Source organism: Hymenobacter bucti (assembly GCF_042681145.1).
Lineage (GTDB): Bacteria > Bacteroidota > Bacteroidia > Cytophagales > Hymenobacteraceae > Hymenobacter > Hymenobacter bucti.
Genome location: NZ_JBHUFD010000001.1, coordinates 337,499 through 354,824, shown reverse-complemented (window position 1 = coordinate 354,824; position 17,326 = coordinate 337,499). Strand labels below are relative to the sequence as shown.

The 17,326-nt window shown below is 64.5% G+C and carries 8 protein-coding genes; 6 read left to right on the top strand and 2 right to left on the bottom strand.

What is annotated here, in order from left to right; genetic code table 11:
• Nucleotide 1 precedes the first annotated feature (1 nt).
• Nucleotides 2-3,064 (bottom strand): SusC/RagA family TonB-linked outer membrane protein, encoded by a 3,063-nt coding sequence (locus ACFSDX_RS01420; protein WP_382311385.1) that lies wholly within the window; start codon nucleotides 3,062-3,064, stop codon nucleotides 2-4.
• A 312-nt stretch (nucleotides 3,065-3,376) separates the two neighbouring features.
• A complete protein-coding gene (locus tag ACFSDX_RS01415; protein ID WP_382311382.1) occupies nucleotides 3,377-4,534 on the bottom strand; it encodes a glycoside hydrolase family 43 protein in 1,158 nt (385 codons plus the stop codon).
• A gap of 360 nt (nucleotides 4,535-4,894) precedes the next feature.
• Between ACFSDX_RS01415 and ACFSDX_RS01410 the strand changes: the two genes are divergently transcribed.
• From ACFSDX_RS01410 to ACFSDX_RS01385, 6 genes are all read left to right on the top strand, one after another.
• The gene (locus ACFSDX_RS01410; RefSeq protein WP_382311380.1) at nucleotides 4,895-9,166 is read left to right on the top strand and encodes a two-component regulator propeller domain-containing protein; all 4,272 of its coding nucleotides are present in this window, start codon (nucleotides 4,895-4,897) and stop codon (nucleotides 9,164-9,166) included.
• A gap of 328 nt (nucleotides 9,167-9,494) precedes the next feature.
• Nucleotides 9,495-10,616, top strand: coding sequence for a glycoside hydrolase family 88/105 protein (locus ACFSDX_RS01405; RefSeq protein ID WP_382311378.1), 1,122 nt, complete (start codon nucleotides 9,495-9,497; stop codon nucleotides 10,614-10,616).
• Between the two features lie 6 nt (nucleotides 10,617-10,622).
• A complete protein-coding gene (locus ACFSDX_RS01400; RefSeq protein ID WP_382311376.1) occupies nucleotides 10,623-11,879 on the top strand; it encodes a DUF2264 domain-containing protein in 1,257 nt (418 codons plus the stop codon).
• A 149-nt stretch (nucleotides 11,880-12,028) separates the two neighbouring features.
• Nucleotides 12,029-12,973 carry a glycoside hydrolase family 43 protein gene (locus tag ACFSDX_RS01395; RefSeq protein ID WP_382311374.1) on the top strand — a complete coding sequence of 315 codons (945 nt, stop codon included), beginning with the start codon at nucleotides 12,029-12,031 and terminating at the stop codon, nucleotides 12,971-12,973.
• A gap of 25 nt (nucleotides 12,974-12,998) precedes the next feature.
• Nucleotides 12,999-14,201 carry a DUF4861 domain-containing protein gene (locus tag ACFSDX_RS01390; RefSeq protein WP_382311372.1) on the top strand — a complete coding sequence of 401 codons (1,203 nt, stop codon included), beginning with the start codon at nucleotides 12,999-13,001 and terminating at the stop codon, nucleotides 14,199-14,201.
• Nucleotides 14,202-14,359: 158 nt separating this feature from the next.
• Nucleotides 14,360-17,314 (top strand): PAS domain-containing protein, encoded by a 2,955-nt coding sequence (locus ACFSDX_RS01385; protein ID WP_382311370.1) that lies wholly within the window; start codon nucleotides 14,360-14,362, stop codon nucleotides 17,312-17,314.
• Nucleotides 17,315-17,326: the final 12 nt, after the last annotated feature.

Here is a 17,326-nt window from a genome sequence, read left to right as displayed (position 1 = left end):
ACTAGCGCAAGCTCAGGTTCAGGCCAAACACGTAGGTGGCGAGCTGCGGAAAGTTGGGGTTGCTGCCCGAGCCGGGGTTGGCCAGCGAGGTCAGGTTATCCACGTTGCCGGTGCCGTTGCCAGCGGTGTAGTTCTGCTCAGGGTCGTAGCCCACCCACTTGGTCCAGGTGTAGAGGTTGCGCCCACTCACGTAGACCGATACCGTGCCGAGCTTCAGCTTTTCGAGCACGGGCGCGGGCAGGTTGTAGCTGAGCGTCACGTCCTTGAGGCGCGTAAAGCTGGCGTTGCTGGGGTAGGCGTAGCCGCGGGGGTTGTAGTAGTTGAGGCCGGGGCGGTCCTGGCTTGCGTTTTCGGTGGTCCAGTAGCCTACCTCACGCGGGGCGTTGAAGCGGCCACCTAGGTCCACTAGGTTGAGGGTGGGGTTGCTCTTGAGCACGCCCTGCACCGTCTGGATGAATACGCGCAGGCTCAAGCCCTTGTACGTAAAGGTGTTGGTGATGCCCCCGGTGTAACTGGGCAGGGTAGTACCTAGGTACTCGCGGTCGTTGCTATCAATTTTGCCGTCGCCGTTGAGGTCCGCAAATTTTAGGTCGCCGGGCTTGGCGGTGGCATCGAGGGTGCCGGCAGACTCGCCGGTCTGCCACACGCCTACCATGCGGTAGTCGTAGATGGCGCTCAGCGGCCTACCGATAAAGCGGCGGTTGCCAATATCATCGGCCCCGTTGCCGTAGAGGTCCAGAATTTTGTTGCGGTTAGCCGTTACGTTCAGGCTCGTCGACCAGCTAAAGGTTGCGGTTTGGACATTGGCGGTGGTCAGGCTGAACTCAATTCCGCGGTTTTGCACCTTGCCAATGTTGTCGAGCACCGAGCTATAGCCCGAAATGATGGGAATCTGGCGATTCAGAAGCAAGTCCTTGGTTTGCGCATCATAGTACTCGATGCTACCCGTGAGGCGGTTTTTCAGGAAGCCAAAGTCCACGGCAAAGTTGGCGCTGGTAGTTTGCTCCCACTTCAAGTTCGAGTTGCCTAGCCCTATCCGGTCAATTGTGCCAGCGCGAAGCGCGGTGGCAGCTACTCCACCGTAGGCATACTGACCTAGGGTCAAACCCGTTATAGTCTGGTAAGGATTAATACCCTCGTTGCCTGTGGTACCGTACGAGAAACGCAGTTTCAGCGCATTCACCGTGCTATTATCCTTCAGAAAGGCCTCGTTGGTCACGTTCCAACCCAGGGCTACCGAGGGAAAGAGCGCGTACTTATCGGCGTTGACGCCGAACACCGACGAGCCATCGCGCCGGGCCGTAACCGTGAAGAGGTAGCGGCTGTCGTAGTTGTAGTTGAGGCGCGCCATCTGCGAAACCAGCGCCCGGCGCTCGCTATACGACGAAATGGTGGGCGTAATCGAGCCCGAGCCAATGCTGTTGAAGCCAATCTGGTCGTTGATGAACCCGCTGGCATTCTCGGTCGTCGTGAAGTACGAGTTCTGCTGGGCGCTGTAGAGGGCCGTGAGGTCGAAGTGGTGCTTGTCGAAATCCTTGTTATAAATCAGCAAGTTCTCCACCGTGTAGTTCTGCCGCTCATCGTTCACGAGCTGGGCCGTGCCGCGCAAATCGCCGGCCGCCCGGCCCGCATAGTTGGCGAAGCGGTAGCCCCGGTTCGAGTACGTGGCATTCACCCGGTACTTGAGGCCCGGCAAAAACGTGGGCGACACCTCGGCATAGCCCGTGCCCGTGAGCTGGTTTATCCGGCTCTGGCGGGTGGTAGTCAGGCCCAGCAACGGGTTCACTACCAGCTGCTCGGGAGGGGTAGGGTAAATGGTGTAGGTGCCGTCGGCGTTGTAGGGCGTGCCGTAGGGGCTCAGCACCTGGGCCAGGCCCAGCGTGGCGCGACCGCCGCCGTCATCGTTGTTGGCGTAGAAAGCCGAGGTGCCGATGCGGAGCCAGGGCGTTAGGTTGGCGTCGATGTTCGAGCGCAAGCTAATACGCTGGTAATCGAAGCCTTTTATTACTCCGCGCTGCTTGAAGTAGTCGCCTGACACGAAGTACTTCACGTCGTCGGTACCGCCCGACATCGACAGGTTGTGGTCCTGGATAAAGCCTTGCTGTTTAATTAAGTCTATCCAATTCGTTTCGCGGCCCGCGTTGTAGTTGTCCACCTCACCTAGGTAGGGCACGGGGGTCGGCGTGATGCCGCGCTGCTTCACAAAGTCGGCGTACTTCTGCACGTACTCGGCGCCGTTGCGCGGGTGCAGCTTATTCACCATGTACTCGGGTCCCGCGTAGCCGGCGTAGCGAATCTGGGGCTTGCCGGTTTTGCCGCGCTTGGTCGAAATCAGGATAACGCCATTGGAGCCCCGCGTGCCGTAGATAGCCGTGGACGAGGCATCCTTCAGAATCTCAATCGAGGCAATATCGTTGGGGTTGATGTCATTTAGGTTGCCCGGAAACGGTACGCCGTCCACAATCAGGTAGGGGTCGGTATTGGCCGTGATGGAGCGCACCCCCCGAATCTGGATGCTCGACTGCGAACCCGGTACGCCCGAGCCACTCGTAACCTGCACGCCCGCCACCGCGCCGGCCAGGGCCTGCGCCACGTTGGGCACCGGAATTTTTTCGAGGCGGTCCTGCGGTACCGACACCACGGAGCCCGTCACGTCGGAGCGCTTCTGGGTGCCGTAGCCCACTACTACCACCTCGTTGAGGTCCTGGGTATTAGGGGCCAGCTTGATGGAGAACGTGGTACGGCTGCCCACGGACAGCTCCTGCTTTACGTAGCCCACCGATGAAATAACGAGCGTGGGCGTGGCCGTGCCGTCGGGGATACGCAGCGAAAACTTGCCGTCGGCGTCGGTGCTCGTGCCGAGGCTCGTGCCTTTGAGTACGATGGTGGCGCCGGGCATCCCATCGCCTTTTTCGTCGAGCACCGTGCCCGTGATGGTCACGTCGGCCGTGGGCTGGGTGAGGGCGCGCCCCGCCCAGTCGGGGCTGGCGGCGTGGGAAAGCGGGGCCGCTGCCACTGTTAGGGGCAGCAAGGCTCCGCACAGGAGTATAGACTTTGCCTGCATAGAGTGAAATAAATGGCCGCGGGAGCGGCCAGGGTGGGTAATAGAAATCGCAGTGCAAGGGCGGGGCTAGCCCGCCTAGGTCGGGGTTCCCCCGCCCAAGAAGCCAATTTGCTAAGAGCGCCTAAAAGGCAAACTGAAGCAGTAGTTCGACTGCCCAAAAGTATCGGCAGTGCTCGGTAGAGAAGAGGGGTATTTTCAGGAAAGAAGCGGGACTAATTCACACATTTTCTTCCCAAAATCACGCCTATCAGCGATACCCGATGAGGTATTAATCTGATTAACAATAAGTTCTTTCTTAGGAGGAATTCCACCCTAGGGGGTAGCCACAACCTTCGACCGGGGCTGGTCGAAGGCACTGAGGGTCCAGCGGTCGGCCCAGCGCAGGCGGGGCTGGTCGCCCTCGAAGGTGAGCGGCAGCCAGATATAGCCGCCCTCGATGGGGTTTTTGGGCGTCCAGCGGTCGGCCATAAAGATGAACGCGTCTTTCTTGCCGGCCACCGGCAGCAGGTAGGTGCTCTGCGAGTGGTAGGTCGAGTCGGCGTCGGGCCCGGTCGCGGGGTTATCCAATTGCTGCCACGGCCCCCAGATGGACGAAGCCACGAATGAGCGGGCCGCATTGGGCGCCCAGCCGGTGCAGCCCGAGGTAATCAGGTAATACTTGCCGCCGCGCTTGCAGATGGCCGGTGCCTCGTTGTGCCCGGCCGGCGCAATGGTGTTCCAGCGGCCCGTAAAGCCCTGGTAGTCGGCCGTTAGCTCGGCCACATGCAGGGTCAGGTTTTCCTCCGACGAATGAATATTGTAGGCCTTGCCGTCGTCATCGACGAAGATGGTCATGTCGCGGGCCATCTGGCCGGGCACAAAGTCGCGCCGGATGAACGAGCCCTGGGCTACGGCGGCGCGCCACTCGGGCGTCCACCACTTCAGGTCTTTTTCGCCGGGCGCGGGCTGCTTCCACTCGTCCTTGAATCCTAGGGGCCACTGCCCGGCGCCGGGCCGGTACGAGCGCACGTAGCGGTAGGGGCCGGTGGGCTTGCTAGCCACGGCCACGGCGGTGCGGGCGGCCGCGTAGCCCTTGCCCTTCAGTTCGAGGTGAAACCACATCACGTACTGGCCAGTCTGCTTGTTGAACACCACCTTAGGGCGCTCCAGCACGCAGCCTTTCTCCACCTCCGAGCCCGAGCCCTCGGGCGCTACGGCGAAGGCAATGCCCTCATCCTGCCAGTTATAGAGGTCTTTGGAGGAGTAGCAGTGCACGCCTACCTGGGCGCTGTTGCCCTTGGGGCCGGCTACTTTGTGCTCGCCAAACAGGTAGTAGCGGCCCTTGTCATAGAGCACCCCGGCGCCGTGGGCATTGAGGTGAGTGTCCTTGTTATCGGGCCACGGCTGGCCGGGCGCGAAGGCGGTGCGCTGCTGCGCCTGAGCGGCGCCGGCCAGCGTCAATAATGCAGCGAGGAGTAGGCGTTTTGGCATGGGTGGGAATGGTGAGGAGTCAAGCGCTGGGCAGTAGCGCGAACTTTCTAGCTCGCGCTACTGCCCGGGGGCCGTTTTTTAGTCTGCCGCCGGTGGGCAATGCAGGAATAGCAGCTCGCCACAAAAGTATTGGGGCGGCTCGTCCGCACAGGGGGTGGTTTTCGCCGAAAAAGCGGGGGGAACTGACGCCCGGCTCGCGGAGCAGGTGGCAACAGGGTGCGCCAAAGGGGGTGGTTTTAGTACCTTGCAGACCCGCGGCTGGCGGGTCCGTAAAGGCGGACCTAGTAAGCACTTATTCAGGCTACTAGCTGCCGCGGGGCCGCTCGCTTCTCGTTCTCTTCCCACCCGCTCTTCTCCGCTATGTTATCTGTCTTTCAACGGCTACGCGGCTGCTGGCTACTGCTGGGGCTGCTGCTGGCCCGGCCCGCCAGGGCGCAGGATACCGCCCCCAGCGAGTTTCGCTTCGAGCACCTCACCGTGGACCAGGGCCTGAGCCACAGCGACGCCATGGCCGTGGCGCAGGACCAGGCGGGCTTCATCTGGGTCGGCACCAACCGCGGCCTCGACCGCTACGACGGCTACGCGCTCAAGCATTATATGCTGCCCGCCTCGCTGCCCATCACGAGCAAGGGCATCGCCGGTAATCGCATTAAGGTGCTCTACGCCGCCCCCGGGGGCCGCCTGTGGGTGGGCACCGAGCGGGCGGGCCTTAGCTACTACGACGCCGCCACCGACCAGCTGGTGCCGCTGGCCGCCCGCGCCGTGGTGCCGGCCAGCCGGCCGCTGCTACAGCGGCTGGCCACGGTCAGCATTACGGCGCTGACGGCCGACCCGCAGGGCCGCCTCTGGATAGGCACCCAGCAAGATGGTGTGCTGATGCTGACGTTGGACCCGCGCAGCGGGCTGGCCACCGTCAGCCAAACCCGGCCCAGTGGCCAGCCGGCCGAGCCCTACCATGTGAGCAGCCTGGCCGCCGACGCCGAGGGCAACGTGTGGGTGGGCACCTATAACCAGGGCTTGCGCCTAATCCGAACCGATACCAGCCCGCTGGTGGCCGAGGCCACGGCCATCACCGAACTGGTGCGAACCCTGTGCCTCGACCGTCGCGGCGACCTCTGGATAGGCACCGACCACCAGGTGCTGTGGGTGAGCGCGGCCAACCGGCGCGCCGTGCGCCAGTTGGCCGCGCACCCGCAGCCGCTGGCTTATCCGCAGCTGCAATCGCTGCTGCTCGACTCTTACGGGCGGCTGTGGGTGGGTACCATCTACGGGCTCTACGTGTGGGAGGCGGGCCCCGCCACAGGCGCGGCCCCGCCCCTGCGTGCCGGGGCTCCTACCCTACTACTGCCTACTGATGGCGAGCCATTTAGCCTCAACTCAGAGCGCATTCACCAGCTCTTCGAAGACCGCACCCAGGTGATGTGGCTGTGCGCCTCGGCCGGCGGCCTCAATAAGGTAGACCTCCGGCAGAAGCCCTTTGGCCGGCTGCGGCGGCAGCTGGCGGGCCAGGCCACGCTGCCCAACAACTACATCAACGCCGTGTATAAGGAAGAAGCCACCAACACGCTGTGGCTGGGCTCGCGCAACGGGGTAGCGGCTTACGACCTGGCGCACCACACCTACCGCAGCTACCTCAACCAGACCGCGGCTGGCGTGACGCGCGGCGTCGATGTCTCGGCCATTTGCCCAGCGCGCGGCGGCACGCTCTGGTTTGGCACCCGCGGCCACGGCCTGGTGCGACTGGTGCGCCGTCAGGGCCACGAAGAGCTCACGACCTTCGACGAGCTGCCCGGCGGCCGGCGCCTGAGCAGCGCCAGCATCGAGCGCATAGTAGAGGACCGCTACGGCACGCTTTGGGTTGCTACGTTCAGTGAAGGCCTGCTGCGCTTTAGCCCGGAGGGCCAGCTGCTGGGCAGCTACGGCGAAGGACCTAGGGGGCTGCCCAGCAGCCGCTTTACCTTCCTGCTCCTCGACCCGCGCCGCGACGTGCTGTGGGCCAGCACCACCGATGCGGGCCTGCTCAAGCTGCGCGTAACACCCGACTCGGTGCGGTTGCTACGGCAGTTCAGCTACGCGCCCGAGGCACCTAGGGGCCTGCGCGTCAACTACGTGTGGCCGCTGCTGCTCGACCGCCAGGGCACGCTCTGGATTGGCACCATCGGGGGCGGACTGCACCAGCTGACCACCGATGCCCAAGGCCGCGAAACGGTGCGCAGCCTGGCGCGCTATCTGCCCGAGAGCGACGTGGAAAGCTTGCTGCCCGACGATGCGGGCAACCTCTGGGTGGGCGGCACCGGCCTCTACCGCTACGCGCCGCGCACCCAGCAGTACCTGCGCTACGACGTGGCCGACGGCCTGCCTAGCAATGCGTTTAAGATAGGCGCCGCCGCCCGCGGGGCCGATGGTACGCTGTACTTCGGCGGCATCAACGGCATCAGCTACTTCCAGCCGTCGGCCATTCAGCCCAACCCGTATGCGCCGGTGGTGCAGCTCACGGGCCTGCGCATTGCCAACCAGCCGGTGGTAGTGGGGCAGCCGTTTGGGGGGCGCGTAGTGCTGGCCCGGCCACTGTCGCAGGCCCAAATCGTGACCATCAAGCCTTCGGAGAACGACTTTTCGGTTGAATTTGTGGGCCTTAATTATGCCAATCCGCAGAAAAACCGCTACGCTTATCAGCTGAAGGGCTACAACCCCGGCTGGGTGTACCCGCCGCCCGGCCAGCGCACCGCCAGCTTCGCCAACCTGCCGGCCGGCCACTACACCCTGCGCGTGAAAGCCAGCAATGGCGAGGGCACCTGGAGCACCCGGCCCGCCACCGTGCAGTTTGACGTGCTGGCGCCCTGGTACAAGACTGGCTGGGCCTACCTGCTCTACATACTAGCCCTAGGGGGCGCCATTGCGCTGTACCGGCGCTTCGAGATGAGCCAGCAGGGGCTGCAGAATAAGCTGGTGCTAGAGCAGTTTAAGGCGGAAAAGGAGAAGGAGCTGACCAACCTCAAGCTCGGTTTTTTCACCAACGTCAGCCACGAGCTGCGCACGCCGCTCACCCTCATTCTGGGGCCGATAGAGGAAATTATGCGCAGCCCCGGCCCCGTGCCCAACCTGGCGGGCAAGGTCGAGCTCATGCACCGGCAGGCCCGCAAGCTGCTGGAGCTGGTGAACCAGCTGCTCGATTTCCGCAAAGTCGAAACCGGCCACGTGCCCCTACGCGCCACCTACGCCGACGCCATAGCTTTCCTAGGTGAGCAGTACGGTAGCTTTCAGCACAAGGCGCAGGAGCGGGGTATCGTGTATCAGCTCGATGCGCCCGCCGAGGCAGTGCGATTGTACTTCGACCGCGGCAAGCTGGAAATCATCGTGACCAACCTGCTGGCCAACGCCTTTAAGTACACCCGCGACCAGGGCCGCGTGGCGCTGGCGGCCACCGCCGTGGGCAGCGCGAGCAGCCCGGCGGTGTATGCAGCTGGGCAGCTGGTGAGCAATTACCTGAAAGTCACCGTTTCGGATACCGGCGTGGGCATCAGCGCGCCCGAACTGGAACGCATTTTTGACCCGTATTACCAAGCCTCGCACACCGACACACTGCGCATGGGCGGCACGGGCATCGGGCTGTCGCTGGCCCGGCAATTTGCCGAGCGCCACGGCGGGCAGCTCACGGTGGCCAGCCAGCGGGGCGCCGGCACCACTTTTGAACTGCGCCTACCCTTCGGCCAGCAGCACCTGCGGCCCGAGGACATTCAGCCCGAAGAACTAAACCTAGCCGCGGCCCCAGCCGGCAGCGAGAGCGAACTGCTTGACGAAGAATTGCTACTGACCCAACCGGCCCCGCCCGCCCCGGCCGGCCCGCCGCGCCTGCTGCTAGTGGAGGACAACGACGAGGTGCGCCAGTACCTCACCCAGCTCTTCGAGACCGATTACACGGTGCTGACCGCCGAGGACGGCCTAGTGGGCTGGACGACGGCTCTGGCCCAGCTGCCTGACCTCATCATATCGGACGTGATGATGCCGCGCTCCGATGGCCTGGAGCTGTGCCAGCGCCTCAAGCAGCACCCCAAAACCAGCCACATTCCAGTGCTGCTGCTCACGGCCCGCACCGCCGAAACCCACGAGCTGGAGGGCCTGGGCACGGGCGCCGACGCCTACGTGAGCAAGCCCTTCAAACCCGCCCTGCTGCACGCCAAGGCCGACGCGCTGCTACGCAACCGCCGCAAGCTGCACGAGTTTTACCAGCGCCACATCCTGCTGCAACCCACCGAAATCGTGGTGGCCGACGCCGACCGCGAGTTCCTGGAGCAGGCCATGCACACCGTGGAGCAGCACCTGGGCGATGGCGAATTCAGCGTACAGGTGCTGGCCCGCGCCCTGGCCATGAGCCAGTCGGTATTCTACCGTCGCATCAAGAGCCTGACCGGCCAAACGGCGGTCGAGTTTATCCGCGACGTGCGCCTCAAGCGCGCCGCCCAGCTGCTGGCCCAAACCACGATGCGCATCTCAGAAGTGGCCTTTGAAGTTGGTATTGAGGACGCCAAGTACTTCCGCAAGGCCTTTCAGAAACTGTATAGCCTCACGCCGTCGGACTACGCCAAGCAGCACCGCATCGGGCGCACGGCCGCGGCCGCTGACATGGAGTGAGGGCGACCTGGGAGCTCGCCGGGCGCGTGACCCCACCCCCAGCCCCTCCCCTTCGGGAGAGGGGAGCCTGACGACTGCTCACGTAACCGGACGAAAGGCTCCCCTCTCCCGAAGGGGAGGGGCTGGGGGTGGGGTCACGCGCCCGGCGAGCCTACATAATAAGTCAGCATACTATGGGCTATTTTAGACCCCTGGGCCTAGCCCTTTCTGAAAACGCCCCCGCTAATCTCCGAGAATGGCCGGGGCGGCTGGCCGCGCGGGCGCTACTATTGCAGGAGCATTTTACTGCTGGCCCGCCCATCCCCTCTCTCCCACCCACTCGTTTGCTATGCTTCGCTCCTTCCGGACTACATGGCTGCTCGGCGGCTTGCTGCTGGCGGCCGGCCTCGGCCGCCCGGCCCACGCCCAAACCACCCCGCCCAACGCGGCGCTGTTCAAGCCCAAATACATCAAAGCGCAGCTGCTGAAAGCCACCAAGTGGCAGTTGGCGCACCCCAAGCACGCGCCCACCGACTGGACCAACGGCGCCTTTTACTCGGGCGTGTTCGCAGCCTACCAAGCCACCAAATCGAAGCTGATTTTGGATTCCTTGCTGGCCCTGGGCGAGCGCACGCGCTGGCAGCCGGGCCCGCGCTACGACCACGCCGACGACATCGCCATTTGCCAAACCTACCTCAACCTCTACCGCCTCAAAAAGGACCGGCGCATGCTAGAACCGACCCTGGCCGTGGTGGAGAAAGTGCGCACCACGCCGGGCCCGGAAGTGCAAAACCACGGCATCACCTGGTGGTGGTGCGACGCCCTGTTTATGGGCCCGCCGGTACTGGCCAAGGTGGCCGCCATCGAAAACCAGCCCCAGTACCTGGCTTTCACTGACACGCTGTACCAGCAGACGTACCGGCGGCTTTTCAACCACCAGGAGCACCTATTCGCGCGCGATGCCTCGTACCTGCTCGATGCCAGCGGCCAGGGCAAAAAGGAAAGCAACGGCCAGCGCATTTTCTGGAGCCGGGGCAACGGCTGGGTGATGGGCGGGCTGGTGCAGCTGTTGCAGGAGCTGCCCGCCGGCCACCCCAGCCGCCCGTTCTACCTCAGCTTGTTCAAGGAGATGAGCGCCCGGCTCGTGCAGTTGCAGCTGGCCGACGGCCTGTGGCGTTCGAGCCTGCTCGACCCGGCCGCCTACCCCGGCGGCGAAACCTCGGGCTCGGGCTTTGATTGCTACGCCCTGGCCTGGGGCATTAATCAGGGCATTCTGGACCGGGCCACCTACCTAGGTCCGGTCCAAAAAGCCTGGGCTGCCCTCACCAACGTAGTGTCGCCAGAGGGCCGCGTGGGCTGGGTGCAGCCCATCGGGGCCGACCCTAGGCGCGACTTCTCGGCCGATAGCTGGGAGGTGTACGGCACCGGCGCCTTTTTGCTGGCGGGCTCCGAGGTATTGAAGCTTAAGTAGTTGCTTATGAAAAGACGCTCTTTCGTGGGCCAGGCCGCGGCCGGCCTCTCGGGCCTGGCCGCGCTGGCCACCCTGCCCGCCGCCGGGCACGACCTGGGGGCCGCCCCCGCCGCCCCGCGCCCCACCACCGACCGCGCCTCCTGGCTGAGCACGCTGCTACGCATCGCCGACCCGGTGCTGGCCGCCGCGGCCCTAGGTCAACTCAAAGCCACCATGCCCGTCGAAGCCGCGCCCGGCCAGCAGGAGGGCCGCCGCGCCGTGACGCACCTCGAAGCCCTGGGCCGCACCCTGGCCGGACTAGCGCCCTGGCTCGAACTAAAGGACGTGCCCGCCGACGAGGCCGCCCGCCAGCAGCGTGCCGCCGGGCAGGCCCGCCAAGCCATTGCCCACAGCGTCAATCCACAGTCGCCCGATTTTCTGAATTTCAACCTGGGCGGGCAGCCGGTGGTGGATGCCGCGTTTCTGGCCCACGCGCTGCTGCGGGCACCCACCCAGCTGTGGGGCAAGCTGCCGGCCGCCACTCAGGCGCAGCTGGTGCAAGCGCTGCAAAGTACCCGCGTCATCAAGCCGGTGTATAGCAACTGGCTGCTGTTCAGCGCCATCATTGAGGCGGCGCTGCTCAAGTTTACGGGCAGCGGCGACCTCATGCGGATGGACTACGCCATCCGGGAGCACCAAACCTGGTACAAGGGCGACGGCACCTACGGCGACGGGCCCGATTTTCATTGGGACTACTACAATAGCTACGTCATTCAGCCCATGCTGCTCGATGTGGTGGGCACGCTGGTGGCCGCCGGCAAGGAGCGCCCCGAGTTGCTCGAAACCCTGCGCGCCCGCGCCCGCCGCTACGCCGCGGTGCAGGAGCGCCTCATCGGGCCCGATGGCTCGTTTGCGGCGTTTGGGCGCTCGCTGGCCTACCGGTGTGGGGCGTTTCAACACTTGGCGCAGTGCAGCTTGCAGGGGCTGCTGCCCGAGGGCTTAGGTCCGGGCCAGGTGCGCAGCGCGCTCACGGCTGTTATCCGGCGCACCATGGAGCCCAAGGGCACGTTCGATGCCCAGGGCTGGCTCCAAATTGGGCTGTGCGGGCATCAGCCGGGCATCGGCGAGGGGTACATCTCGACGGGCAGCCTCTACCTCTGCACCACGGCTTTCCTGCCCCTAGGGCTCGCCCCGAGCCACACCTTTTGGAGCAGCCCACCGCAGGACTGGACCGCCCGTCAAATCTGGTCGGGCCAGGACGTGAAGCTGGACCACGCCATGTGAGAACGCCGGTTATTACGCAAAGACATTATCAATCAGATGCATCGGCCCTATCCTTACACTGATTGAATCTAAAACACGGTCGTCATGCTGAGCTTGTCTACCGTGTTTTATCGTCTTCCGGTTTAGAAATAAGCTTACGCAAACAACACATGCTACTCCCTCATCTACTCTGCGCCAGCGCCCTCGCCCTCACCACCTTCGCTAGCCACGCCCAAAAGCCGCTGAAGAAGGACGAGGTGCTACTGTTTGCCTATTTCAAGGGCAACGGCGAAGACGGGCTGCACCTGGCCACCAGCCCCAACGGCTTGCAGTGGACGGCCCTCAACCAGGATAAATCACTGCTGGCGCCCACCGTGAGCCCGGACAAGCTCATGCGTGACCCCTGCATCATCAGGGGCAAAGACGGGCAGTTTCACATGGTCTGGACCACGAGTTGGCACGACCGCAGCATTGGCTACGCGTCTTCTAAAGATCTGGTGCATTGGAGCCCGCAGCAGGAAATACCAGTGATGGCTGCCGAGCCCACCGCCAAGAACTGCTGGGCGCCCGAAATCACTTACGACGCTCCCCACAACCAGTACCTCATCTACTGGGCCACCACGATTCCGGGTCGCTTTCCGGCGGGCGAAACGACGGTGGAAGGCGGTAATAACCACCGTATTTACTACGTCACGACCAAGGATTTCAAGACCTACTCGTCCGCTCAGGTGCTTTATGACCAGGGCTTTAACGTTATCGACGCGACCATTCAGCCCGTGGGGAAACGCTACGCCATGTTTTTGAAGGACGAGACCAAGGAGCCGGTGCAGAAAAACCTGCGCGTGGCCTTTGCCGACCAGGCCGCGGGGCCCTACGGCCCGCCCTCGGCGCCCATCACGGGCAAGTACTGGGCCGAGGGGCCCACGGCCATTCAGCTGGGCGATAAGTGGCTGGTTTACTTTGATAAATACACCGAGCACAAGTATGGCATGGTGTCCTCGACCGACCTCACGCACTGGACCGACGAGTCGGACCGCGTGCAGTTTCCGGCTGGCGCCCGCCACGGCACTGTGCTGCGCATCACCCAAAAAGAGCTGGCCCAGCTACCTAGATAGCCGCGGCGCGGCATTTCTTCCGCTTATGAAAAAGACCCTGCTTCTGGCAGCAGCGCTACCCCTGGCGGGCGGCCTCACTGCCCACAAACCCGCCCCGGCGGCGCCCACCGTAACGGTGCGCAACCGCCTGAACGTGGCCCGCCCGGCCGAAACCGTGAGCGTGCCCGTGAGCCAGCTCAAGGCCCTAGGGCCGGTGGCCGGCCTGCGCTACGTAGTGGTGAAAGACCTGCAAACCAACGCTGTGCTACCGAGCCAGCTGCTGGACAGCAACGCCGACGGCCAGCCCGACGAGCTGCTGTTTCAAACGGCGCTGCCGGCCGGGGGCAGCCGGCGGTTTGGGCTGGCGGCGGGCGCGGCGCCCGCCCCGGCGCCGGCCGGGGCGCCCACCACGTTTGCGCGCTTCGTGCCCGAGCGGACGGACGACTTTGCCTGGGAAAATGAGCGGGTGGCCTTCCGCACCTACGGCCCCAACGCCGAGCAGCTTTTCGATAAGAAAGACCCCAACGGCACGCTCAGCAGCGGCATGGACTGCTGGCTGAAGCGCGTGCCCTACCCCATCATCGACAAGTGGTACGGGCGGCACGTGCACGAGAAGCCCTTTGCCTACCACACCGACACCGGCGAGGGCTACGACCCCTACCACGTGGGCACCAGCCGCGGCGTGGGCGGCACTGGCGTGCTCGACGGCGACAAGCTATACATTTCCAAAAACTTCACCTCGTATAAAGTGCTGGCTACCGGCCCCATCCGCACGGTGTTTGAGCTGACCTACGCGCCCTGGGACGCCAACGGCCGCCGGGTGACGGAGAAGAAAGTCATCAGCCTTGACCTAGGCTCGAACCTGACGCGCTACGAGGAGCAGCTGAGCGCTGATAAGCCGCTGCCCAACTGCACCATCGGCCTGACTTTGCACGAGGCCAAGGGCGAGGTCAACGCCGACCGCCGGGCCGGCTGGTGCCGCTACTGGGAAAAAATCGACGACTCGTATCTGGGTACCGGCGTGGTGGTAGCCCCTAGGTACCTCACTGACTACCAGGACCACCGCAGCGCTCAAAAGGACCAGAGCCAGCTCTATATGGTGACCCGGCCCGCCCAGGGCACGGTCGTTTTTTACGCCGGCTTTGGCTGGCAAAAGAGCGGGCAGTTTGCCTCGGCAGTGGCCTGGGATGCCTACCTAGCGGCCTTTGCCCAGCGCCTGGCCTCGCCCCTGGAGGTGGCGCTTAATTAGCTACCCGACCAGGGCAATGCAGTGCAACTTAGTGTTAGGGCCAGCGTCTGTATATTGCCTGCGCGGGAGAAGGAGAATGAGTTGTTGACCAGACCGCAGCGGGCAGCTCAACCTTACCCACATATACCAGTATTGGTATATGTTTTTGAGCCTACGCTATGCCCGCATCCACCCAGCCATTGACCGAGCGGCTTGCCCCCCAGGCGCTTCTGCAAGCGCTGCTCGACACGTCGCAGACCGGCATCGTGTACTTGCGGCCGGTGTTTGCGGCGGGCCGGCCCGCCAAAGTCGTTGACCTGGTCTACGTGCGCCTCAACCCGGCCGCCCAGCGCCTGCTCGGGCTGCCCGAGCACCCGGCCGGCTCCTTCCTGGCGCTGGCTCCCCAGGCCACGGCAGTATTTACTTTTTATCGCGATACTTTTTTGTCGGCCCAAGCGGGCTACCACACCTACGACCACGTGCCGCCCACGGGCCCCGCCCGGCGGCTGCACGTGGTGGCGCAGCGCGATGCCGAGCTACTGGTCGTCAGCCTAACCGAAGCGGCGGCTGAGCCGGGGGCGGCGCCCCCGCCGCTGGCTGGCCTACCGGTGGCCGAGGTGGCCCAGCGCGTGCTGGCGCAGGCCAGCACTGCCATGTGCCTGGTGCGCGGCCCCGCCTATCTCATCGAATACGCCAACCAGGCCTTCAGACAGCTCTTTCCGGACCGGCTGCTAGTGGGCCAGCTGGTTACCGAGGCATTGCCCGAGGTGCCGCTGCACCTCGAAACCCTGCTCCGGCACTTAAATAGCGCCGGGGGGCCTTTTACCGGCCCCGACGTGCCGCTCGTGCTGCCCACCAGCACGCAGCAGGCCCAAACGTACTACTTCAGCTTTCAGTACCAGTCGCACTCCGAAGGCGAGCAGGCCCACCTGATTTCCATCGCGGCCCACGACGTGACCCGGCAGGTGCTGGCCCGGCAGCAGCGCGAGCGGCAGCGAGCCGAGTGGCAGCGCCTCTTCGAGCAGGCGCCGGTGGCCATTGCGGTGCTGCGCGGGCCGCAGCACGTGGTAGAGCTAGCCAACCCCGCCATGTGCGCCCTCTGGCAGCACGCCGCCGAGCAGCTGCTCGAGCAACCGCTGTTTGAGGTGCTGCCCGCCATGGCCACCGACTTGCTCCGGCAGCGGCTGGCCGACATTATGGTCACTGGCCAGTCTTACTCGGCGCAGGAGCCGGTGGCCGCTACGGCCCGCGGCGCCGCGGGCAGCCCCGCGCACTGGGCCTTTGGCTACCACCCGCTGCGCGAGCCCGGAGGCCAGGTTACGGGCATTGCCGTAGTGGCCCTGGACGTGAGCGAGCAGGCCTATGACCGCCAGCAGGTGCAGGCGCTCAATGCGGAGCTGAGCACCCTGAATGAAGAGTTGCACTCCATTAACGAGGAGGTGCACGCCAACAACGAAGAGCTGGTGCAGGCGCAGCAGCAGCTCTGGCAGCTCAACCAGGAGCTGGAAACCCGCGTGGCGGCGGGCGTGCAGGCCGCGCAGCTGGCGCGCGACGAGGCCGAGCGCCAGCGCCGCCGGCTGGCCAGCTTTTTTCAGCAAGTGCCGGCCGCCATCTGCGTGCTCGATGGGCCCGACATGGTGTATGAGCTCGTCAATGCCGACTTTCAGCGGCTGCTGCCCGGCCGCGAGCTGCTGGGCCGCCCCCTGCTGGAAGTACTGCCCGAACTGGCCAGCAGCATCATCTGGCAAACCTTGCAGCAGGTGTACCAAACCGGCGAAACCCAGGAAGAAATTGGGGTGCGCGTGACCCTGGCCCGCCGCGAAGGCCGGCCGCCCGAAGAGTTTTACCTGCACTATGTGCAGCAGGCGCGCTACAACGAGCACGGCCACATCGACGGGGTGGTCATGTTCATTCTCAACATCACCGAGCACATTCTGGCCCACCGGCGCGCCGAAAAGCTGCAGGCCGAGGTGCTGGCCGCTATGCAGCGCCGGGCGCAGGAGCACGAAACCTTCTACCAGGTATTCGAGCAAACGTCGGCGCTAGTGGCCCTGATGTGGGGGCCCGAGCACCGGTTCGAGTACCACAACCTAGCTTTCCAACGGCTCTTTCCGGGCCGCAATCTGCTTCATCACTCCTTCAACGAAGCCCTGCCCGAACTAGCCGGCGAGGGCCTAGCGACCCTCCTCGACCACGTGTACAGCACCGGCGAGCCTTACCAGGGCACGGAGCTGCCGCTCAGCCTTGCCGAACCCGGCGGCACCGGGCCCCAAACCGCGTACTTCAACTTTACCTACCAGCCCTACCTGGAAGAGGGGCAGCCGCGGGGCATCTCGGTGTTTGCCTACGACGTGACCGAGCAGGTGTTGGCCCGGCAGGCCGTGGTGGCCAGCGCGCAGCAGGCCCAGGCCCTGGCCAAAAACCTGCTGGCGGCCAATGAGCAGCTGACGCGTACTAACACCGACCTCGACAATTTTATCTACACCGCCTCGCACGACCTCAAGGCCCCCATTGCCAACATTGAGGGCTTGCTGCTGCTGCTGCGCAAGCAGCTGCCCACCGCGGCCCAGCAAGCTGGCCTGGTGCCCCGCGTGCTGGGCATGATGCAGGGCGCCATCGAACGCTTTCAGCTCACCATCGCGCAGCTCACAGACCTGGCCAAGCTTCAGCACGCCCACACGCAGCCCGCCGAAGAGGTGGACCTGGCCGCCGCCGTAGAGGCCGTGCGCCTCGACCTGGCTACGCAGCTGGAAGAAGCCCGCGCCGAGCTCTTGGTAGACCTAGACAACTGCGCCACCGTGTCGTTTGCCCCGCAAAACCTGCGCAGCCTTATCTACAATTTGCTTAGCAATGCCCTCAAGTACCGCCACCCCGAGCGGCCGGCCGTGGTGCAGCTCCGCTGCCACCACACGGCCACGGCCACCGTGCTCGAAGTGCAGGACAACGGCCTCGGCCTCACCCTAGACCAACAACATAAGCTTTTCACCATGTTTCGGCGCCTGCACGACCACGTAGCCGGCTCGGGTGTGGGCCTCTACATGGTGAAGCGGATGATAGAAAACGCCGGCGGCACCATCGCGGTGCAGAGCGAAGCCGGTGTCGGCTCTACTTTCACCGTCACCTTTCCTTCCTAAAGAATTCCCTCC

What these genes read in the sequence shown, in the direction of transcription:
- ACFSDX_RS01395 (WP_382311374.1), top strand. Translation starts at nt 12,029, where the DNA reads ATGCTACTCCCTCATCTACTCTGCGCCAGCGCCCTCGCCCTCACCACC.
- ACFSDX_RS01410 (WP_382311380.1), top strand. Translation starts at nt 4,895, where the DNA reads ATGTTATCTGTCTTTCAACGGCTACGCGGCTGCTGGCTACTGCTGGGG.
- ACFSDX_RS01400 (WP_382311376.1), top strand. Translation starts at nt 10,623, where the DNA reads ATGAAAAGACGCTCTTTCGTGGGCCAGGCCGCGGCCGGCCTCTCGGGC.
- ACFSDX_RS01405 (WP_382311378.1), top strand. Translation starts at nt 9,495, where the DNA reads ATGCTTCGCTCCTTCCGGACTACATGGCTGCTCGGCGGCTTGCTGCTG.
- ACFSDX_RS01415 (WP_382311382.1), bottom strand. Translation starts at nt 4,534, where the DNA reads ATGCCAAAACGCCTACTCCTCGCTGCATTATTGACGCTGGCCGGCGCC.
- ACFSDX_RS01390 (WP_382311372.1), top strand. Translation starts at nt 12,999, where the DNA reads ATGAAAAAGACCCTGCTTCTGGCAGCAGCGCTACCCCTGGCGGGCGGC.
- ACFSDX_RS01420 (WP_382311385.1), bottom strand. Translation starts at nt 3,064, where the DNA reads ATGCAGGCAAAGTCTATACTCCTGTGCGGAGCCTTGCTGCCCCTAACA.
- ACFSDX_RS01385 (WP_382311370.1), top strand. Translation starts at nt 14,360, where the DNA reads ATGCCCGCATCCACCCAGCCATTGACCGAGCGGCTTGCCCCCCAGGCG.